The organism is Blattabacterium cuenoti (assembly GCF_014251255.1).
Taxonomy (GTDB): Bacteria; Bacteroidota; Bacteroidia; order Flavobacteriales; family Blattabacteriaceae; genus Blattabacterium; species Blattabacterium cuenoti_W.
Genome location: NZ_CP059182.1, coordinates 186304 through 206725 on the forward strand (window position 1 = coordinate 186304; position 20422 = coordinate 206725).

The window sequence follows — 20422 nt, forward strand, 5'->3', positions numbered from 1 at the left end:
AATGACAAAAAAAATATTGGGAATAGATTATGGAAATGTAATCACTGGTTTATCTATAACAGATTCTAAACAAATATTTGCATTTGGACTAAATGCAATTCCCACTAAAAAATTAATGAGTTTTTTATCTCTGGTTATAGATCATGAAAAAATAGAAAAAATTGTTATAGGATTACCAAAAACATTAAAAAATAAAAATGCTTTCATAGAAAAGTCTATTCAAAAATTTATTTATGAATTTCATAAAAAATATCCTAAAATTCTTATAGAAAGATTAGATGAACGATTTACATCTAAAATGGCTTTTGATACTATGATTGAATTAGGATTCAAAAAAAAAAAGAGAAAAAAAAAAATAATTTTGAACGAAATTAGTGCTATTATTATTCTACAATCTTATCTTACTTATCTTAAAAAAAAAGGAGAGAATAAAAAAAAATAAATTATGGTTTTACCTATAATCATTTATGGAAATCCTATTCTTAGAAAAAAATGTCTAGATGTAGACATTCTTTCTTGTAGTAGTAGAAAAAATATAAATCAATTGATAAAAGATATGTTCGAGACGATACATACAGCCAAAGGAATAGGATTAGCCGCTCCTCAAATTGGAAAAAATATAAGACTTTTTATACTAAAAGTAGAGGAAACTACATTAGTAGCAAAGAATGCTAAAAAAAAAATAAATAATTCTTATAAAGAGGTTTTTATTAATGCAAGAATATTAAAACACTATGGAGAAGAATGTAAATTTTATGAAGGTTGTCTTAGCATTCCTGGAATCATGGGATTTGTGAATAGAAAATCTCATGTGTTAATAGAATATTATGATCACAATTGGAGAAAAAAGAAACAAATTTTTAAAGGAATATGTGCGAGAGTAATTCAACATGAATATGATCATCTTAATGGAAAACTTTTTATAGATTCTTTTTCTTCTTATAAGAAAAAATTAGTAAAAGAAAAATTAATTCATTTATTAAAAAAATAAAAAAAATTATTATGAAATAATGTAATCAACTATTTTTTTGAAAGTTTTTGGATCATTCATAGAAAAATCGGAAAGAAATTTTCTATTAAGTTTAATTTTTTTATCGGATAATTTTTTCATAAAAACAGAATAAGACATCTTTCCTGATTTACGGATTCCAGCGTTAATACGTTGAATCCAAAGAGATTTAAAATCTCTTTTCCTTCTTTTTCTTCCTGAAAAAGCATAACTGAAAGATTTTTCTACAGCATTTTTTGCCACTGTATAAACTTTACTTCTTGCTCCATAAAAACCTTTTGCTGATTTAAGTATTTTTTTTCTTCTTCTTCTAGAGGAAACTGCATTTGTAGATCTAGGCATTTAAATAACAATTAAAGTTGTTTTTTTATATTTTTTTTATCTGAATTTTTCAATATAGAAAACCGAGAAAGATTTCTTTTTCTCCTTTTCGATTTTTTGGTTAAAAGATGATTTTTGAACGCATGTTTCTTTTTTATAGATCCACTAGATGTTTTTTTAAATCTTTTTTTTGATCCTGATTTTGTTTTTAATTTTGGCATATTCATATTATTATGAAAATTTTTTGGGAGCTAATATCATATACATTCTTTTACCTTCCATAATTGGCATTTGTTCTACTCTTCCATATTCTTCAATTTCTTCTGCAAATTTTAACAATTTTATTTTTCCTTGATCTTTATACACGATAGAACGTCCTTTAAAAAAAACAAATACTTTTACTTTATCTCCACGCATTAAGAATTTTTCAGCACTTTTTATTTTCACTTTTCCATCATGATCTCCTATTTGTGGTCCAAATCTGATTTCTTTAGTATTAACTTTTACTTGTTTTGCTTTAAATTGCTTTTTTTTCTTTTTTTGTTCATACAAAAATTTCTTATAATCCAATATTTTGCATACTGGAGGATCTAATTTAGGATTCATTTCAACCAAATCTAATTCTTTAGATTGAGCAATCTGAAGAGCTTCTTGTATAGAGTAAATTCCATTCTTTAGAGAAGAATCTCCACCTATACCTATACCTACTAAACGAACTTTACTGGAATCAATGTTTGTATTAATCCTATGTTTCTCTTTTTTTCTAGGGAGTGGACGAAAAATTTTTTTCTTTCCTCTTGAAAATTTATTTTTTATAATGTATAAAATTTTTTATTAGTTTCTTTTTCTTTAAAAATGGTTTGTATTCCATTAGAAATAGTGAAGACTCCTATATGACCTATTCCATGACGTCTAAGTGAAATCATCTCGTTTCTTTCTTCTTTTTCTCCTAAAATCACCATATAAGGAATTTTAGAATCTTCTGAATCTTTTATTTTTTTATGAATCTTCTCATTCCTACTATCAATAAAAACACGAATATCGTTATTTAACATCAAATTTAAAATTTTTTTTGCATACACTATATATTTATCACTTATAGGAAGTATAACGACCTGATTAGGAGCTAACCATAAAGGAAGATTTCCTTTTGTATGTTCTATAATAATAGCTATAAGACGTTCTAAAGAACCAAAAGGAGCACGGTGAATCATTACGGGACGATGTTTTTCATTATTTTTTCCTTTATAATATAAATTAAACCTTTCAGGTAAATTATAATCTATCTGAATTGTTCCTAGTTGCCAATTTCTCCCCAAAGAATCTTTTATAAGAAAATCTAATTTTGGTCCATAAAAAGCTGCTTCTCCATAATTTATAGATGCTTTTATTCTTTCTTCTTTAACTATTCTTAAAATAATTTTTTCAGCTTTGTTCCAATTTGTTTCTGATCCAATATAGTTATTGGTTTTTTTTGGGTCTCTAAGAGAGATTCTTACTGTATATTCTAAAAAACCTAAACGACGAAAAACGTAAATAACTAAACTTATTACTTTTTTAAATTCTTCTAATAATTGATCATACGTGCAAAAAATATGAGCATCATCTTGTGTAAAACATCTGACTCTTGTCAGACCATGAAGTTCTCCAGTTTTTTCATAACGATAGACTGTTCCAAATTCTGCAAAACGTTTAGGAAGATCACGATAAGACCATTCTTGTGAACGGTAAACTTCACAATGATGAGGACAGTTCATTGGTTTTAGAAGAAATTCTTCTTTTTGACGAGGAGTTTGAATTGGTTGAAAACTATCTTTTCCATATTTATTCCAATGACCACTTCTAATATATAATTTTTTATGTCCAATATGAGGAGTCACAATCATTTCATATCCTGATTCTTTTTGAATATTAGTTAAAAATTCTTCTAAATTTTTTCTAAAAATTGTTCCTCTAGGTAACCACAATGGTAATCCTGTTCCTACTTCGTCAGAAAAAATAAAAAATTTTAATTTTTTACCTATTTTTCTATGATCTATATTTGTATCTTCTTTTTTTTTTGAAATTGAAGACAATTTATCTACTGACATACACTACGGAACTAAACTAACTACTCTAAATTACCTGAAAAAATCATATGAAATAAGTTACAAGTTTTTTTTTTATCATGATAAAAAAAATAAATACAATGCAGAAGCAATTATACTTCCTACAATAGGGCCTAATACAGGAATAAAAGCGTAATTCCAATTACTTTTTCCTTTTCCAGGGATTGGGATGATAGAATGAATAATTCTTGGTCCTAGATCTCTAGCGGGGTTCATAGCATATCCAGTTGTTCCTCCTAAAGATAATCCAATTCCTAATACAATTAAAGATGATGAAAAAGCCCCTAATCCTAATTCTACAATAGAATATTTTGTTTCATGAAAAACAATGAATTTTTCTGTAAGAAAGAAAGAAACAAATATAAAAATAAAAGTAGCGAGTACTTCACTTAAAAAATTTGAAAAAAAATTTTTTATAGAAGGAATCGTCGTAAAAACAGATAATTTATACTGTTCATTTTTAGTTTCTAAAAAATGATCCTTATATAAAATACAGACTAATAAAGATCCTAACATTGCTCCTATGAATTGAGAAATAATATAATAAGGAACAAGGATCCAATCAAATTTACCAATTATAGCTAACCCTATTGTAACAGATGGATTTAAATGTGCTCCGCTATAAGGATAAGAAACTAAAATTCCCATGAAAACAGCTAAAGACCATCCAACAGAAATAGTTAGCCATCCACCATCTCCATGTCCATGTCCTTTGGTTTTAGATAAAAAAACATTAGCTACAACTCCATTTCCTAAAAAAACTAGAATCATAGTTCCTATTATTTCTGCATATATTTTTGTCATATTTTTTTTAAATTTTAGACAGACAAAACCTTTATTTCTTTTTCAGATTTATTTTTCTTTATTTGTTTGTGTGGGAAGACCAAGAACGAGTTGTTTTTACTGCTCTTTTCCAACCTTGAATTCGTTCCCAACGATTTGACATTCCTTTTGGTTCAAAAATTTGTTCTAATTGCCATTTGTCTTGAATTTCTTCAAGACTTGTCCAATAATTTACAGCTAATCCTGCTAAATAAGCTGCTCCAGCTGCTGTAAGTTCAGATATTTTGGATTTAACAACTTTTACATTCAAAATTTCAGATTGAAATTGCATTAATAATTTATTTACTGTTGCTCCTCCATCTACACGTAGTTCTTTGATAGAAATACCGGAATCTGCTTCCATAGCTTTAAGAACATCCATATTTTGAAAAGCAATACTTTCCAAAGCAGCTCTCACAAAATGAGCAGAAGAAGTTCCTCTCGTAATTCCAACGATAGTTCCTCTTGCTTGTTGATCCCAATAAGGAGCTCCCAATCCAGAAAAAGCTGGTACCATATAAATACCTTCTGTATTTTCTACAGAAGAAGCGAGTGTTTCAGCTTCACTAGAAGATAAAAGCAACCCTAATCCATCTCTTAGCCATTGAACAACAGCTCCTGCAATAAATACACTTCCTTCTAAAGCGTATTGAACTTGATCCTTTATTTTCCAAGCAATGGTAGTAATTAAATTATTTTGAGAAAAAACAGGTGTTTCTCCTACATTCATTAACATAAAACAACCTGTCCCATAAGTGTTTTTTACCATTCCAATTTTAGTACACATTTGACCGAAAAGAGAAGCTTGTTGATCTCCTGCAATTCCAGATATGGGAATTTTATGAGAAAGAATGTGTCCAGTAGTGTATCCAAAAATCTCACTAGAAGATTTCACTTCTGGAAGCATTGTTTTCGGAATATCAAATAAGTTGATTAACTCTTGGTCCCAACTAAGTGTATGAATGTTAAAAAGCATGGTACGAGATGCATTAGTAACATCTGTCACATGAATTTTTTTTCCGGTTAAATTCCAAATTAACCATGAATCTATAGTTCCAAAGGCTAATGTTCCAGAATAAGCTTTTTTTCTAGCTCCTGGAACATTATCTAAAATCCATTTAATTTTAGTGGCAGAAAAATATGGATCTATAATAAGTCCCGTTTTTTTTCTAATCATTTCAGTTAACCCGTCACATTTAATTTGATCACAATAATCTGATGTACGTCTGTCTTGCCAAACGATAGCATTGAAAATAGGTTCTCCTGTTTTTCTATCCCAGACAACAGTAGTTTCTCTTTGATTAGTGATTCCTATTGAAACAATATTCTCTCCTTCTAAATTTGCCTTTAAAATCGCTTCCAAAGCAACTGAAGCTTGTGTAGACCATATTTCTTCTGCATTATGTTCTACCCATCCAGGGGAAGGATAAATTTGTGTAAATTCTCTTTGAGCTACAGAAATAATGTTTCCAATTTTATCAAAAATAATAGCTCTAGAACTAGTGGTTCCCTGATCTAATGATAGCACATATTTTTTCATAAGTATATTAGTGAATGATGATAATAATGGTGTTTCCAACTTTTGAATTAACGATTAACGATATCAAACTACTGGATAATAATATTGCATAGCTAACTCTTTGAAAGCAGCTACCTGTGATTTTTCCCATTCTTCATCTTTAGAAAGTTCTTGAGCCATTAATGCTGCTACTCTTGGGGCTATATCTATTGCTTTTTTGGCATTTAAAAATAATAAACGAAATCTTCTTGCTAAAACATCTTCAATTGTTCTAGCCATTTCATGACGTACCATCCATATAACTTCTGCCTTAGTACAATAATAAGAAGTGTTTTGTGTTTGTGAAATAAGTGAATCTCCTAATAAAGGATTCTCCTCAATTAATTTTTTAATATGATATTCATCTTCTCCATATTTTTTCCAATAAGAATTTGGATTCTTGCATTCGTAAGAAAAAGCTCCATAAATTTTTATATTTTTTGTTGAAGAAGGAACTTTATTTAAATTTCCTATTTCAATAGCTTTATTAACAGTTTCCTCAGCCATTTTTCTATATGTGGTCCATTTTCCACCTATAATTGTAACCAGTCCAGAAGGACTTATCATAAGTTTATGAGATCTAGAAATATCTTTAGCGGAAGTAGTAGAAGATAAATGGTGAGGAACAACAAGAGGTCGTAATCCTGAAAAAGCACTTAATATATCAGATTTTCTAGGAGAATGGATAAAATATTTTTTGAAAGTTTGCAAAATAAAGTCTATTTCTTTTTCTAAAGGTTTGGGGTCAAGAATACATTTATCCAAAAAAGTATCTGTAGTTCCTACTAAAACATGATCATACCATGGAACACTAAACAAAATTCTTCCATCAGAAGTTTTTGGTATTACTATAGCATTAGAACTACTAAAAAAAGATCTTTTTAACACAATATGTGTTCCTTGACTAGGTTTTATCAAAATGGGACATGTACATTGATCCATTTTTGAAATGGAATCAGAAAATACTCCAGTTGCATTAATAACTATTTTGGAATAAATAGAATATTTTTTTTTCGTTTCAAGATCATCCGCTACAACTCCAGATATTTTATTTCCAACTTTCTTGATAAGATTTTTTACTTGAAAATAGTTTAACAAGACGCCTCCTTTTTTAACGCAAGTTTGTGCTAAATTAATAGCTAAACGAGAATCATCAAATTGACCATCATAATATAAAATTCCTCCTTTTAACTTATCAGGTTTCATTTCAGGAAAAATATTTAATATTTCCTTTTTGGATAAAAATTTGGATTTTCCAAAACTTAGTGAACCCGCTAACCATTCGTAAAGTTTTAAACCACTCCAATACAAAAAACCCATTCTCCAACTAAAAATTGGAATAACAAATCGTTGTATCTTAACTAAATGAGGAGCATTTTGCAACAAAAGACCTCTTTCTTGTAATGCTTCATAAACTAATTTAATATTTCCTTGAGCTAAATACCGTATTCCTCCGTGAACTAATTTAGTACTTCTACTAGAAGTTCCTTTGGAAAAATCAGATTGTTCCAAAAGAAGAGTTTTATATCCCCTAGAAGCTGAATCCAAAGCAATTCCTAATCCTGTGGCTCCTCCTCCAATAATGATAACATCCCAAACATTTATATCATCTAAAATCTTCAAAAATCTATCTCTATTTAATAAAAAACCTTTCATCATGGGTTCCTCATTCAATTCATATAATAATTTAAAAACGACAAATAATATAAAAAAATTTTAAATATTAAATGGACAAAATTAAAAATATTTTCAATAGTAGACAATTATTATCAAAATTGATTAAATATTTTATAATTATAAGTAAATTTATCTTTTTATTTTTGATAAAAAATTTTTTATCATTTGTTGTCCAGAATTAGAATTCATATTAATAGTTTTCATCATTTTGCTTATAATATCAAATTGTTTTAAAAAAAGATCAATTTCTTTTAATGAAACTCCGGACCCTTTTGATATTCTTTTTTTTCTTATAACATCATCAAGTTTTTTAGGATTATTTCTTTCATAGGGAGTCATGGATAAAATGATAGATTCTATTCTTTTAAAAGAATCTTTTTTAGTAGTTGTTTTTCCAAAAAAACTTTCTATTCCAGGAATCATAGATATAATATTTCTTATGTTTCCTATTTTTTTTAGATGTTGAATTTGCTCTAAAAGATCCTCAAAATTAAAACGGTTTTTTGAAATTTTATTATAAATTTTTTGAGTTCTTTCCTTATCAAATTGTTCCTTAACTTTTTCTACAAAAGAAACAATATCTCCCATTCCTAAAATTCTATTAGCTATTCTATCTGGATAAAAAATTTCTATATCTTCTATTTTCTCTCCATTGCTAATAAATTTAATGGGTTTTCCCACAATCTTAGACATAGTAATAGCTGCTCCACCTCTGCTATCTCCATCTAACTTTGTCATAACTATTCCGTCAAAATTCAAAACTTGAGAAAAAATTTGAACGGTATTTATAGCATCTTGTCCCGTCATTCCATCTACAACAAACAAAGTTTCATTTGGATGACAGGATAAATAAATTTCTTGAATTTCATCCATCATTGTTTTATTAATAGCCAATCTTCCAGCAGTATCAATGAGAATCACATCATGATCTTTTTTTTTAGCATAAAAAATAGATTCTTTAACAATTTCTATTACATTTTGACTGTTTTTAGAAAAAACAGGAAGATTTGCTTTTTCTGCAATAATTTTCAATTGATCTATAGCTGCAGGACGGTAAATATCTGCAGCTACTAACAAAGGGGATTTTGATTTATTTTTTTTTTTCAAAAAAAAAGCTAATTTGGAAGAAAAAGAAGTTTTTCCACTTCCCTGTAATCCACATATTAAAATAATGGAAGGTTTTTTGTCTAAATTTATTTCTGTACTTTCCCCCCCCATAAGGGATACAAGTTCATCGTATACTATTTTGATAATTAATTGTTTTGGATTTAAAGAAGTAAGAACTTTTTTTCCAATAGATTTTTCTTTTACATTTTGAATAAATGTTTTAGCAATTTTATAATTCACATCTGCATCTATAAGAGCTATCCGTATTTCTTTTAATGTGTTTGCAATGTTTTTTTCAGTGATTCTATTCTTTCCCTTCAAAACATGAAGAGCTTTTTCCAATTTTTTTTGTAATTGTTCAAACATAATTGAATTATTTTTTTTTAGGACGACTTTCTTTTGCTCCTACATACGATCAAGCATTTTTATTCCTAATAATTTCATTCCATCTTTTAAAATATTTCCTGTTACATGAATAACATTCATTCTAATATTACTATGAATAATATCTAGAGGATCTATTATTTTTTTGTTTTGATAAAAATGATTAAAAACCTGAGAAACTTCATAAATATAATTAGCGACTAAAGAAGGATTCAACTTCTCTGCGGATTTCCTTAATACTAATGGATACTTTTGAAGAATTTTAATCATGTTTCTTTCATATGGATCAAATTTCGCATTATTCCAATATTCATTAGTTAATGAACATAAATCAAAAAATTTTCGTTCTAAAGAACGAATTCTAGAATAAGTATATTGAATATATGTTCCTGTATTTCCCTTAAAATCTATAGATTTTTCAGGATAAAAAATAATTCTTTTTTTTGGATCTACTTTAAGAAAATAATATTTTAGAGCTCCTATTCCTATTATTTTAGAATATTCTTTTTGTTCTTTTTTTGAAAAATCTTTTAATAAATTTTTTTTAGCAATGGAATACATTTTTAATATTAGACTATCCGCATCTATAATGTTTCCTTCTCTGGATTTCATTTTACCACTTGGTAAATCAACCATTCCATAAGAAAAATGAGATAATTTATTGACCCATTTATATCCTAAACGGTTTAATATTATAAAAAGAACTTGAAAATGATAATCTTGTTCTTTTCCTACAATATAGATTAATTTATCTATCTTGTATTTCCTAAAACGTTCTACAGCGGTTCCTATATCTTGAGTAATATATACAGAAGTTTTATCTGATCGTAAAAGAAGTTTTTGATCAAAACCTTCTTTGATTAAATCTATCCAAATTGATCCATCTTTTTTTTGGAAAAAAATTCTTCTTTTGAGACCTTCTTTTAGAATATTTTTTCCAATTTCATAAAGATTACTTTCATATTCTATTTTATCAAAAGTTATCCCTAGTTTTTCATAAGTCTCTTTAAATCCACTATAAACCCATTTATTCATCTTTTTCCAAAGCTTTATAGTTTCTTTATCTCCAGATTCCCATTTTTTTAATAAATCCCTAGACTTTTGTAGAATTGAAACTTTTTCCTTCTGTTTTTTATGTTTGTTGTAATGATTATCATTATTTTTAGTTTCTTCACGATGAATTTTATCAAATAAACAATAATATTTTCCTACAAAATGGTCTCCTTTCATTTTTACGCTATCTGGAGTTTCTCCTTTTCCAAACTCTTTCCAAGCTATCATAGACTTGCATATATGGATTCCCCTATCATTAATTATTTGAATTCTTATTATTTTATGTCCAACTGTTTTCAATATTTCTGATACGGAAGAACCAATTAGACTGTTTCTAATGTGTCCCAAGTGAAGAGGTTTATTCGCATTAGGAGAAGAATATTCTACCATGATATTTTCAGATGGTAATTTGAAATCATGAAAATCATTAATTAACATTTTTTTTAAAAGATGAAGATAATACTTATCCTCATAAATAAAATTTAAAAAACCTCCAATAATAGAAAAAGATATAAATCCCATTAATTTGTTATGGACATAATTTCCAATATGTTTTCCAATTTTTTCTACAGGTTCTTTTAATTTTCCGGACAAAGGAAACAAAATTAAAGTAATATCTCCTGGATATTCTTTTTTGGTGTATTGATATTGAAAATCTAATTTTGGACAAGGATTTAACCCATATAAAATAGAAATACCCTGTTCTATCACTTCCTCTATGGATTTAAAATCATTATTACTACTACTATTCATAAAAAAAATAAATTAGATCAATATCTACTACTCTTCCTACTACAAATATTTCTTTAATTGAAATCTCCATCCAAAAGGATCTTCCGATAAATTATGTTGTATGTCTAATAAACTTTTTTTTAATTTAAGAGAAATTCTTTCTTTTTCTGTAAGATCCGGTAAAAAAAAATTATCTCCTTGATAACTAATTGTTTTAAAATAATTCACCACTACTGCGGTTCCACATCCAAAAGCTTCTTTTAAGACTCCTTTTTTTAAACCATCTATGATTTCTGAAACTTTTAAATCTCTTTCTTGTACATCGATCCCTTCTTTTTTTGCTAAAGAAAGAATACTCTTACAAGTAATTCCACTTAATATATTATCATTTGCTTTTGGAGTAATGAGTTTGTTTTTTAACCAAAAGAAAACATTCATTGTTCCAGACTCTTCTACTAATGTATGAGTAGATGAATCAGTCCATAAAACCTGATCAAATCCTTCTTCTTTCGCTAATCTAGTGGGATAAAAAGAAGATGCATAATTTCCCGCAGCTTTAGTAAACCCTACTCCTCCTGATGCAGAACGACTATATTTTTCTTCTATTTTTATTTTTAAAGGAGATTTATAATAAGACCCCGCAGGAGTAGATATAATCATAAATAAATAATCATTAGATGGTTTAGCAGATAAAACTCCATCTATTGCAATTAAAAAAGGACGAATATACAAAGATTGTCCATAATTTTTAGGAATCCAATCTCTATCTATATCTATTAATTTTTTTAATCCATTCATAAAAATAGATTCTGGAATAGGAGGCATTTCTAAACGAATAGCAGATCGATTTATTCTTTTAAAATTTTCTTCTGGACGAAATAAAAATACTTCTTCATTTTTATCTTTATAAGCTTTCATTCCTTCAAAGACAGCTTGTCCGTAATGAAAAACGAGAGAGATAGGAGAAACCCATATATTTCCAAATGGTTTAATAATAGAATTCTTCCATTTTCCATTTCTAAATTCTGAAAAAAACATGTGATCAGAATAATGATTTCCAAAAGAAATATCATTGAAATTCATTTCCTTTATCCTTGAATGCAAGATTTTTTCTATTTTCATAAAACAATAAACAATAAAAAAAAACTTAATTTTAATTTTTGTTCAATTTTAATCAAAGATAATAATAAATATTTTTTTTTTTTTATAGTTTTTATGAACTATCATGCATAATTTGCAAAACTTTCTCCACAATATTTTCGACAGAGGGTTTTGAAAAATAATCTCCATCAGATCCATAAGGAGGTCTATGTTCTTTAGCTGTAATTGTAATAGGAGGACTATCTAAATAATAATATCCATTTTGTTCTTCCAATATTTTTTGTAGTAGATAAGCAGATGCACCTCCAGGAACGTCTTCGTCTATAATTAATAAACGATTTGTTTTTTTTAAACTTTTTACAACATCCTTTTTAATATCAAAAGGTAATAAAGATTGAATATCAATAATTTCAGTATCTACATGAATTTTAGACAATTCTTCTGCCGCTTCATTCACAATTCTCCATGTAGAACCATAAGTCACAATGGTAATATCTTTTCCTATTCTTGTAATTTCCACTATTCCTATTGGAGTTCTAAAATACCCCAAATTCTCTGGTAATTTTTCTTTGATTCTATATCCATTAAGACATTCAACCACTAAAGCTGGATCATCCCCAGATAACAAAGTATTATAAAATCCAGCTGCTTTTACCATATTCCTAGGAACAAGAACTAAAATCCCTCTTAAATAATTAACGAGCCCCCCCATTGGAGATCCAGAATGCCATATTCCCTCTAAACGATGTCCCCTAGTTCTAATAATAACAGGAGCTTTTTGCCCTCCTCTTGTTCTATATTGTAAACAAGCAAGGTCATCACTCATGATTTGCAAAGCATATAATATATAATCTATATATTGAATTTCCACTATAGGACGAAGTCCACGCATTGCAAGACCTATTCCTTGTCCAAGGATAGTTGATTCTCGTATTCCAGTATCAAAAACACGTGTTTCTCCATATTTTTTTTGAAGGCCTTCTAATCCTTGATTAACGTCTCCTATTTTCCCTACATCTTCTCCGAAAATTAAAAGATCAGGATATAATTCTAATAATTTATCAAAATTATCTCTTAAAACAATTCTTCCATCTACTTCAAAAGAAGTTTTCCTATTATATACAGGAAGAACTTCTGTTATTTTTACCGATGCTTTTTCAGAAAGACTATACAAGTGTGAAGAATAATTTTCTTGTTCTTTATTATATTTTTTTTTTATCCATTTTTTCAAAATATCTTTACAAGAAGATTTTTTATTTTCCAGAAAATATAAAGATTTTCGTACTACACGAAAAATGGATTTTTTTAAAAAATGTTTCTCCTTATTAAAAGAAAAAGAATGTAATTCTTTAACAAATTTTTGAATCCATTTCTCATTAGGAAATGAGTATTGTAATTTTTTTAGAAAAAAAACAGCTTCATCCTTTATTTTTTCAATAGGATTTTGAAAAGCTTCCCAAGCCATCTCTTGTTCTTTTTTAACATATTCTTTAGCTTCTATATCTATTTGATTTAAAGAATGAACATTAGCAATGTTACGAAAAACTCCTTTATCTGTTTGAACTTTAAAATTCAAAATCCAATCTCTGAATTTTTTTATTCCATCATTTTTCATTTCCCATTCTAAACGTTCTTTGGATTTATATCTTTCATGTGATGAAGATGTAGAATGTCCTTGAGGCTGAGTTAAATCAGTAACATGAATAATTACTGGAATATGTTCATTACGAGCTATTTTTTCTGCTTGAACATATCTTTTTGTAAGATCCATATAATTAGATCCATTTACACGAATAATTTCTATTCCATTTTCTTTTTTTCTTCTCTGAAATCCAGATAAAAGATCACTGATGTTTTTTTTTGAAAATTGGTATTTATTAGGAACTGAAATTCCATATTCATCATCCCAAATAGAAAGAATAATAGGTATTTGCAAAACGGATGCCGCGTTCACAGTTTCCCAAAATAATCCTTCAGAAATACTTGCATTTCCAATAGTTCCAAATGCTACTTCATTTCCATTATTGGAAAATATTTTATGTGTTTTTCTTAAATTTTTTAATTCTTTATAAATTTTAGAAGCTTGAGCTAAACCTAATAGTCTTGGCATTTGAGCTGCTGTAGAAGAAATATCCGCAATAGAATTTTTTTGATCTACAAGATTTTTCCAACTCCCATTATGATTATTTAATAAACGTGTCCCAAAATGTGCAGTCATCATTCTTCCAGATGAAACAGGTTCGGCATCTAAATCAGAATGTGCATATAACTGAGAAAAAAAATTTCTAACATTCAAAACTCCAATAGCCATCATAAAAGTTTGATCTCTATAATATCCAGACCGAAAATCTCCATTTTTAAAAACTTTTGCCATAGCCAATTGAGGAATCTCTTTTCCATCTCCAAATATTCCAAATTTAGCTTTCCCATTTAAGACTTCTTTTCTTCCTAAAAGACTTGTTTCACGACTAATACGTGCTAATTTATAATCATTTAAAATTCTTTTTTGAAAGGAATCAAAAGATGAAATTTCATTTTCATTATTCTTATTCTTTTTATTCATGATCATTGATAGACAAAAATTTTATTTTTGTAAAATACAGTAATTTTCATTATATGAAATAAAGAAAAAAAAATACATTTATGATTTCCCATTTAAATGGAAAAATTACATGTGCCATTATAAAACCTGATGCAGTAAAAAAAGGATATACAGGAGATATCCTATATAGGATAACAAACGCAGGGTTTCATATTAGAGCGCTGAAAATGATGGAACTTTCAAAAAAGTCAGCAAAAAAATTTTATTCAGAACATGAAAAAAGTTCATTTTTTGATTCTTTAATAGAATTTATATCCTCTGGTCCTATTGTTTCTGTTCTTCTAGAAAAAGAAAATGCAGTAAAAGATTTCAGAATTTTAATAGGAAATACCAATCCAATTTACGCAGCAGAAGGAACCATACGAAAACTATATGCAAGTTCTTTAGAAAAAAACGCTATTCATGGATCAGATAGCAATAAAAATGCTTTTAAAGAATGTCAATTTTATTTTTCTAATATAGAAATTTTTCTTAAATAAGAAATTTTTGGTCAAAAATTAAAAAAAAAATGAAAAAAGTTTTTTTAATTACAATTTCCACTATTTTGATATTTCTATTTGTAATAGGAATGTGGATCACTGGAACATACAATCAATTGGTTAAATTAAATGAAAATATAAAAACACAATGGGGACAAGTAGAAACTGTTTATCAACGTAGAGCAGATCTCATTCCAAATTTAGTGAATACAGTCAAAGGATCTGCTAATTTTGAGAGAAAAACACTCCATAAAATAATAGAAGAAAGAGCAAAAGCAACTTCTACTAATATAAATTCAAATGATTTAAGTCAAAATCAAATCAACAAGTTTCAAAAAGTACAAGAAGAGTTTAACAATTCTGTTAACAGATTCTTATTAATTGTAGAAAATTATCCAGATATTAAATCCACACAAAATTTTTATGAATTACAAAACCAATTAGAAGGAACAGAAAATCGTATTAATGTAGAAAGAAATCGTTTTAATGATAAAGTAAATAACTTTAACATTTATAGAAATCAATTTCCTAAATTTATAATTGCAAATTTTTTTCCTCAATTTAAAGAAAAAGGTTATTTTCAATCTCAAATAGGATCAAAAAAAGCTCCTGATGTATATTTTCATAATAATGAATAAAACATTAATTTTCATAAAAAAAAAGAATGAAAAAATGATTAATTTTTAATTATATTTAAGTTTATGTTATGTCATATTATGAATATGAACAAAAAGTATTAAGTTTGTATGTTATGAAAAACGAAAAAAAATTTGTAATGATAAAAAAAAATTACATAATAAAAACTATAAATTTTTTATTCTTTTTATTTATTTGCACAACTAATCTGGTGCAAGGAAAATTTAATATCCCTGAACCGACACCTGGAATTAAAAAAATATATCCTGTTCAAGACTATGCAGGAATATTGTCAAAAACTCATAGAAATACTTTAAATAAAAAACTTTTTTCATATTCTAAAATAACATCTACAGAAATTGTAGTTTGTATAATACAAAATCTTCATGGAGAAGATCCAAATCTTTTGGCTTGCAAATGGGGGGACCAATGGAAGATTGGAAAAAAACATAAAGATAATGGAGTTATGATATTATTATCTATTCAAGATAAAAAAATGTCCATCCAAAATGGATATGGAATAGAACCATATATTACCGATTTTTCTAGTAAAAGAATCATACAAAAAACAAAACCTCTATTGAGAAGAAATCTTTTTTATAAAGCTTTAGATTTTAGTACCAACGAAATTTTTGTTCTTTTGAAGAAGAAATTTTTTAATGAAAAAGAAAAGAAAAAACTCTATTTAAATATCCATAACGAAAAAAAATATAAAAATCATTATTTCTCGCTATATTTCCTTTTGTTTCCTATCAGTGTTTTATTGATGACATTTTTCCTATCTATATCTAAAAAAAATAAAATAGAAATAGAATTTTATTCATTATTCATGAATACAATTTTAACAGACTTTTTATTAAAAAATCAACATTTACAAAATCACAATGAAAATGAAGATAATTTTGATGGATTTGATGGATTTGGGGGAGGAGGATTATTTGGAGGTGGTGGATCTAGTGATAAGTGGTGAGAAATTTTATTTATAATTTTTTAAATATTCTTTTAAATTCGCTATTTTTTCAATAGTATCATTTTCTTTCTTTTTTTCCTTTAAAAGAATTTTTTTTGGGACGGACATGACATATTTTTTGTTTGATAAATTCTTCCGTATCATGGATAATAAATTAGAAAAATATTGAATTTTTTTTTCAATTTGAATCACATCCATTTTTTTATATAAATCATCATTTTCGTCTTTTATGAAAGATAAAAAATATTTTTCTTTTCCTGAAAAAAAAGGAAACAATTGACCTTGTTTTGGTTTTTTCAAACCCATAATAATTTGAGATAAGTTGGCTAATTTTAAAATAACTGAATCACATTTTTTTTTATGATGATTTATTGAAAATAGCACAAGTTTTTTTTTGTAAGGAATCCCTCTTATATTCCTTATATGTCGTATTTGAGATACAATTTGTATAGCTTTTTCAAAAGAAACTAATATCTCATGGTTATATGATTTTTTTTTAGGCCAAGGAGAAATAATTAACGCTTCTTCTAAAGTTCTTTTTTTAAGAAGATTCCATATTTTTTCTGTAATAAAAGGCATATAAGGATGCAGTAACTTTAACAAGTTTTCAAAATATTTGATAGTGTTCAAATACACAGTTTTTGATATAAAATTATCAGAAGAAATAGGTTTAATAATTTCAAGAAAATAAGAACAAAAATCATTCCAAATAAATTTGTATAAAATCATTAACGATTCATCCAATTTATATTCTTTAAAATATTTTTCTAAAATTTCTAGAACATAATAAAAACGATTTTCAAACCATATTAAAGCAATCTTAGATGACTCGGAAATATTTGTTTTTTTATTGGATATTTTCCAATTTTGGATCAAACGAAAAGCGTTCCATATTTTGTTAGAAAAATTTCTTCCTTGTAAACATATTTTTTCTTCAAAATGAAAATCTTTTCCTGCACTTGCTCTAAGCATGATTCCCATACGTACAGCATCTGCTCCATATTCTTCAATCAAATCCATAGGATTTGGAGAATTGTTTAATGATTTAGACATTTTTCTATTGAGAGAATCTCTCACTATTCCTGTAAAATAAACATTTTTAAATGGTCTTTCTTTTTGGAAGAAAAATCCTGCTATAATCATACGTGCTACCCAAAAAAATAAAATATCAGAACCTGTAACTAAATCTTCAGTAGGATAATAATAAGATATTTCCTGATTATTAGGATTATAAATTCCGTCAAATACAGATATAGGTAAAATCCAAGAGGAAAACCAAGTATCTAAAACATCTGTTTCCATCCAAATTTGATCGGATCTCAATTTTTTATTTTTGCTTTTTTTTCTAGCCTTTTTTAAGGCTTCTTCCAAATTTTCTGCTACAACAAAATCATCATTGTTTTTTCCATAAAAATAAACAGGAATACGATGCCCCCACCATAATTGTCTAGATATATTCCAATCGCGAATTTTATTCATCCATTGAAAATAAATTTTTTCAAATTTACTTGGATGAAATTTAATTTTCCCCTTTTTGACTGCTTCTACAGCAGGAAGAGATATTTTTTTCATTTTTAAAAACCATTGTAAAGATAATTTTTGTTCAATTATAGATTGAGTTCTTTCTGAAAAACCTATTTTATGGTTATAATTTTCTTCTATATTAACTAAACTTTTCAAGTGAGATAATTCTTCAATAATTTTTTTTCTAACTTCAAAACGATCCATTCCTCTGTAATGAAGTCCTTTTTCATTGAGAGTTGCATCTTCATTAAAAATATTTATAACATCTAAGTGGTATTTATCAGCAATATTTTTATCGTTAATATCATGAGCTGGAGTTATTTTTAAACATCCTGTTCCAAAATTTGGGTCTACAGATAAATCTTGAATAACAGGAATTTCTCTATTTATTATTGGAACTATAACCTTTTTTTTTATTAAATGAGAATAACGCAAATCGTTTGGATGAAAACAAACAGCAGTATCTCCAAATATTGTTTCAGGACGAGTTGTGGCAACAGTGATATAATTATTTCTTTCTCCTTTTATTTTATATTTTATATAAAAAAGTTTTCCTTTCTTTTCTTTATAAATCACCTCTTCATCAGAAAGAGTGGTTCTTGCTTCCGGATCCCAATTCACGACATGATAACCCCTGTATATATATCCTCTTTCATACAAGTCTATAAAAATTTTTGTAATAGATTGAGATAAATTTTTATTCATAGTAAATTGAGTTCTGTTCCAATCACAAGAACACCCCAATTTTCTTAGCTGATTAAAAATAATATCTTTATGTTTTTTATACCATTCTAAAACATGATATAAAAATTTTTCTCTTCCTATAATAATTTTTGATAATCCTTGTTTTTTTAATACATTTTCAACTTTTGCTTCTGTGGCAATAGAAGCATGATCCGTTCCAGGTATCCAACAGGAATTATACCCTTTCATTCTAGCATGTCTAATCAATACATCTTGTATAGTATTATTCAAAATATGTCCTATATGAAGGATTCCAGTAATATTGGGTGGAGGCATTAAAATTGTATAAGGGATTCTATTGTCTGGATAAGAAACAAAGTAATTTCCCTTCATCCAACGATGATATATTTTTTCTTCTACAAATTTTGGATCATATTTAATAGAAATATCCATGAATTAAATATAAAAAAAAATAATAAATGATGATTATCTTGATTGCTTCTGTTTCTAAAAATGGATTTATAGGAAAAAAGAATAAATTAATGTGGCATTTACCTAATGATTTAAAACGGTTTCAAAAACTTACTTTTGGAGAAGTAGTTCTTATGGGAAGAAAAACTTTTGAATCTATTGGAAAAATTCTTCCAAAAAGAAAAAACATTATTTTAACAAAAAATAAAATACATTTTTTATCTAATCATTTAAATATAATAAAAAATAATAATAATGTTAAAATACTTTCTTCTTTGGAAGAGATATATCATTTAAACTACGATAGAATATTCGTTATAGGAGGAGAGAAAATCTATAATTCTACAATCAAAAAAGCAAACATTATAGAACTAACTATTGTTCACGAAAAATTTAATGGAGACACACGATTCCCAAAAATCGATTTAAAAAAGTGGAAAAAAATATATGAATTTTTTAATGAAAAAGATAGACATCATTTGTATAATTATAGTTTCATAAGATATGAAAAAAAAAATGCTTTACTCTCTTCTATCTAATTCTTTTTTAATACGTGCCGCAAGTTCATAACATTCATTAATGACTGCATGATTTAATAAAACATTAAGATCTTTTTCAGTCATTTTTTCTAACTCTTGTTGAGTTCTTTCTTTAAAGAAAATAGGAATAGTTTTTTCAAAACTTCCTTCATAATTCTCATTTTCCTCTTGAGAAAGAGGAAATCCATTTTCAAAATAGATGCCAGCTTTATCAAATATTTCTTTCGTAGTATAAATAGGAGCTTGGAATCGTACAGCTAAAGCTACTGCATCAGATGTTTTTGAATCTATTTTATGTTCTTTTTTTTCTTTCTCTTTCTTTAATAAAATATAAGAAAAAAATATTCCATTGACTAATTTATATATTACAACTGCTTTTATATTAATGTAATATATTTTAGAAAAAGTAAAAAATAGATCATGAGTAAAAGATCTGGATGGATCTCTTTTTCCTAAAGCGGAAGCAATAGATTGAGCCTGTAAACTTTCTATGATAATGGGGAGTTTTATTCTTCCAGCTCCTTCTTCTTCTAACAATAAAACATATATTCCGGATTGTATTTGACTCAAGGATATTCCACGTATAGCTAATTTGATGAGTTTTTTTTCCATAGAAAAAATATATCAAAAATATTGATTAAATAT

Annotated in this window: 19 protein-coding genes; 6 read left to right on the forward strand and 13 right to left on the reverse strand. The window is 26.9% G+C overall.

Annotated features, from left to right (window positions below; translation table 11 throughout):
• Position 1 precedes the first annotated feature (1 nt).
• Positions 2-442 carry a Holliday junction resolvase RuvX gene (gene ruvX, locus H0H77_RS00860; RefSeq protein ID WP_185851721.1) on the forward strand — a complete coding sequence of 147 codons (441 nt, stop codon included), beginning with the start codon at positions 2-4 and terminating at the stop codon, positions 440-442.
• A gap of 3 nt (positions 443-445) precedes the next feature.
• Complete coding sequence (gene def / locus H0H77_RS00865; RefSeq protein ID WP_185851722.1) at positions 446-991, forward strand: peptide deformylase; 546 nt, start codon at positions 446-448, stop codon at positions 989-991.
• Positions 992-1000: 9 nt separating this feature from the next.
• Here def and rplT read toward each other — a convergent pair whose 3' ends face one another.
• From rplT to H0H77_RS00920, 11 genes are all read right to left on the reverse strand, one after another.
• Entirely contained in the window at positions 1001-1351 is a 351-nt protein-coding gene (rplT, locus tag H0H77_RS00870; protein WP_185851723.1) for a 50S ribosomal protein L20, read from the reverse strand.
• Between the two features lie 11 nt (positions 1352-1362).
• Positions 1363-1551 carry a 50S ribosomal protein L35 gene (gene rpmI / locus H0H77_RS00875; protein WP_185851843.1) on the reverse strand — a complete coding sequence of 63 codons (189 nt, stop codon included), beginning with the start codon at positions 1549-1551 and terminating at the stop codon, positions 1363-1365.
• Positions 1552-1561: 10 nt separating this feature from the next.
• On the reverse strand, positions 1562-2113 hold the full coding sequence (infC, locus tag H0H77_RS00880; protein WP_185851842.1) for a translation initiation factor IF-3: 552 nt from the start codon (positions 2111-2113) through the stop codon (positions 1562-1564).
• Between the two features lie 29 nt (positions 2114-2142).
• Positions 2143-3420 (reverse strand): threonine--tRNA ligase, encoded by a 1278-nt coding sequence (thrS, locus tag H0H77_RS00885; RefSeq protein WP_185851724.1) that lies wholly within the window; start codon positions 3418-3420, stop codon positions 2143-2145.
• Positions 3421-3495: 75 nt separating this feature from the next.
• Positions 3496-4242 carry an MIP/aquaporin family protein gene (locus H0H77_RS00890; protein WP_185851725.1) on the reverse strand — a complete coding sequence of 249 codons (747 nt, stop codon included), beginning with the start codon at positions 4240-4242 and terminating at the stop codon, positions 3496-3498.
• Positions 4243-4300: 58 nt separating this feature from the next.
• Positions 4301-5800 (reverse strand): glycerol kinase GlpK, encoded by a 1500-nt coding sequence (gene glpK / locus H0H77_RS00895; RefSeq protein ID WP_185851726.1) that lies wholly within the window; start codon positions 5798-5800, stop codon positions 4301-4303.
• A gap of 63 nt (positions 5801-5863) precedes the next feature.
• Positions 5864-7477, reverse strand: coding sequence for a glycerol-3-phosphate dehydrogenase/oxidase (locus H0H77_RS00900; protein WP_185851844.1), 1614 nt, complete (start codon positions 7475-7477; stop codon positions 5864-5866).
• A gap of 147 nt (positions 7478-7624) precedes the next feature.
• Positions 7625-8968: a signal recognition particle protein gene (gene ffh / locus H0H77_RS00905; protein ID WP_185851727.1), complete on the reverse strand. Its 1344-nt coding sequence runs from the start codon at positions 8966-8968 to the stop codon at positions 7625-7627.
• Positions 8969-9007: 39 nt separating this feature from the next.
• Positions 9008-10792 carry an arginine--tRNA ligase gene (gene argS / locus H0H77_RS00910; RefSeq protein ID WP_185851728.1) on the reverse strand — a complete coding sequence of 595 codons (1785 nt, stop codon included), beginning with the start codon at positions 10790-10792 and terminating at the stop codon, positions 9008-9010.
• A gap of 39 nt (positions 10793-10831) precedes the next feature.
• Positions 10832-11893 (reverse strand): branched-chain amino acid aminotransferase, encoded by a 1062-nt coding sequence (locus H0H77_RS00915; RefSeq protein WP_185851729.1) that lies wholly within the window; start codon positions 11891-11893, stop codon positions 10832-10834.
• Positions 11894-11984: 91 nt separating this feature from the next.
• Positions 11985-14435, reverse strand: a complete 2451-nt coding sequence (locus H0H77_RS00920; RefSeq protein WP_185851730.1) for an alpha-ketoacid dehydrogenase subunit alpha/beta — start codon at positions 14433-14435, stop codon at positions 11985-11987.
• Between the two features lie 80 nt (positions 14436-14515).
• Here H0H77_RS00920 and ndk point away from each other — a divergent pair, with 80 nt between their 5' ends.
• The 3 genes from ndk (at position 14516) to H0H77_RS00935 (ending at position 16559) form a co-directional block, all read left to right on the forward strand.
• Positions 14516-14953: a nucleoside-diphosphate kinase gene (gene ndk / locus H0H77_RS00925; protein ID WP_185851731.1), complete on the forward strand. Its 438-nt coding sequence runs from the start codon at positions 14516-14518 to the stop codon at positions 14951-14953.
• 29 nt (positions 14954-14982) lie between these two features.
• Positions 14983-15591: a LemA family protein gene (locus tag H0H77_RS00930; RefSeq protein ID WP_185851732.1), complete on the forward strand. Its 609-nt coding sequence runs from the start codon at positions 14983-14985 to the stop codon at positions 15589-15591.
• 68 nt (positions 15592-15659) lie between these two features.
• Positions 15660-16559 (forward strand): TPM domain-containing protein, encoded by a 900-nt coding sequence (locus tag H0H77_RS00935; RefSeq protein ID WP_238783807.1) that lies wholly within the window; start codon positions 15660-15662, stop codon positions 16557-16559.
• A 6-nt stretch (positions 16560-16565) separates the two neighbouring features.
• Here H0H77_RS00935 and H0H77_RS00940 read toward each other — a convergent pair whose 3' ends face one another.
• The gene (locus H0H77_RS00940) at positions 16566-19220 is read right to left on the reverse strand and encodes a valine--tRNA ligase (RefSeq protein WP_185851733.1); all 2655 of its coding nucleotides are present in this window, start codon (positions 19218-19220) and stop codon (positions 16566-16568) included.
• A gap of 26 nt (positions 19221-19246) precedes the next feature.
• Here H0H77_RS00940 and H0H77_RS00945 point away from each other — a divergent pair, with 26 nt between their 5' ends.
• Positions 19247-19777 carry a dihydrofolate reductase gene (locus tag H0H77_RS00945; RefSeq protein WP_185851734.1) on the forward strand — a complete coding sequence of 177 codons (531 nt, stop codon included), beginning with the start codon at positions 19247-19249 and terminating at the stop codon, positions 19775-19777.
• Here H0H77_RS00945 and H0H77_RS00950 read toward each other — a convergent pair.
• Entirely contained in the window at positions 19760-20389 is a 630-nt protein-coding gene (locus H0H77_RS00950; RefSeq protein WP_185851735.1) for a bifunctional nuclease family protein, read from the reverse strand. The two genes, H0H77_RS00945 and H0H77_RS00950, sit on opposite strands and share 18 nt — an antisense overlap.
• Positions 20390-20422 lie beyond the last annotated feature (33 nt).

What these genes read in the sequence shown, in the direction of transcription:
- H0H77_RS00940 (WP_185851733.1), bottom strand. Translation starts at nt 19,220, where the DNA reads ATGGATATTTCTATTAAATATGATCCAAAATTTGTAGAAGAAAAAATA.
- ndk (WP_185851731.1), top strand. Translation starts at nt 14,516, where the DNA reads ATGATTTCCCATTTAAATGGAAAAATTACATGTGCCATTATAAAACCT.
- H0H77_RS00945 (WP_185851734.1), top strand. Translation starts at nt 19,247, where the DNA reads ATGATGATTATCTTGATTGCTTCTGTTTCTAAAAATGGATTTATAGGA.
- ruvX (WP_185851721.1), top strand. Translation starts at nt 2, where the DNA reads ATGACAAAAAAAATATTGGGAATAGATTATGGAAATGTAATCACTGGT.
- H0H77_RS00920 (WP_185851730.1), bottom strand. Translation starts at nt 14,435, where the DNA reads ATGAATAAAAAGAATAAGAATAATGAAAATGAAATTTCATCTTTTGAT.
- def (WP_185851722.1), top strand. Translation starts at nt 446, where the DNA reads ATGGTTTTACCTATAATCATTTATGGAAATCCTATTCTTAGAAAAAAA.
- H0H77_RS00890 (WP_185851725.1), bottom strand. Translation starts at nt 4,242, where the DNA reads ATGACAAAAATATATGCAGAAATAATAGGAACTATGATTCTAGTTTTT.
- H0H77_RS00915 (WP_185851729.1), bottom strand. Translation starts at nt 11,893, where the DNA reads ATGAAAATAGAAAAAATCTTGCATTCAAGGATAAAGGAAATGAATTTC.
- H0H77_RS00935 (WP_238783807.1), top strand. Translation starts at nt 15,660, where the DNA reads ATGTCATATTATGAATATGAACAAAAAGTATTAAGTTTGTATGTTATG.
- glpK (WP_185851726.1), bottom strand. Translation starts at nt 5,800, where the DNA reads ATGAAAAAATATGTGCTATCATTAGATCAGGGAACCACTAGTTCTAGA.
- H0H77_RS00900 (WP_185851844.1), bottom strand. Translation starts at nt 7,477, where the DNA reads ATGATGAAAGGTTTTTTATTAAATAGAGATAGATTTTTGAAGATTTTA.
- ffh (WP_185851727.1), bottom strand. Translation starts at nt 8,968, where the DNA reads ATGTTTGAACAATTACAAAAAAAATTGGAAAAAGCTCTTCATGTTTTG.
- rplT (WP_185851723.1), bottom strand. Translation starts at nt 1,351, where the DNA reads ATGCCTAGATCTACAAATGCAGTTTCCTCTAGAAGAAGAAGAAAAAAA.
- H0H77_RS00930 (WP_185851732.1), top strand. Translation starts at nt 14,983, where the DNA reads ATGAAAAAAGTTTTTTTAATTACAATTTCCACTATTTTGATATTTCTA.
- argS (WP_185851728.1), bottom strand. Translation starts at nt 10,792, where the DNA reads ATGAATAGTAGTAGTAATAATGATTTTAAATCCATAGAGGAAGTGATA.
- H0H77_RS00950 (WP_185851735.1), bottom strand. Translation starts at nt 20,389, where the DNA reads ATGGAAAAAAAACTCATCAAATTAGCTATACGTGGAATATCCTTGAGT.
- thrS (WP_185851724.1), bottom strand. Translation starts at nt 3,420, where the DNA reads ATGTCAGTAGATAAATTGTCTTCAATTTCAAAAAAAAAAGAAGATACA.
- rpmI (WP_185851843.1), bottom strand. Translation starts at nt 1,551, where the DNA reads ATGCCAAAATTAAAAACAAAATCAGGATCAAAAAAAAGATTTAAAAAA.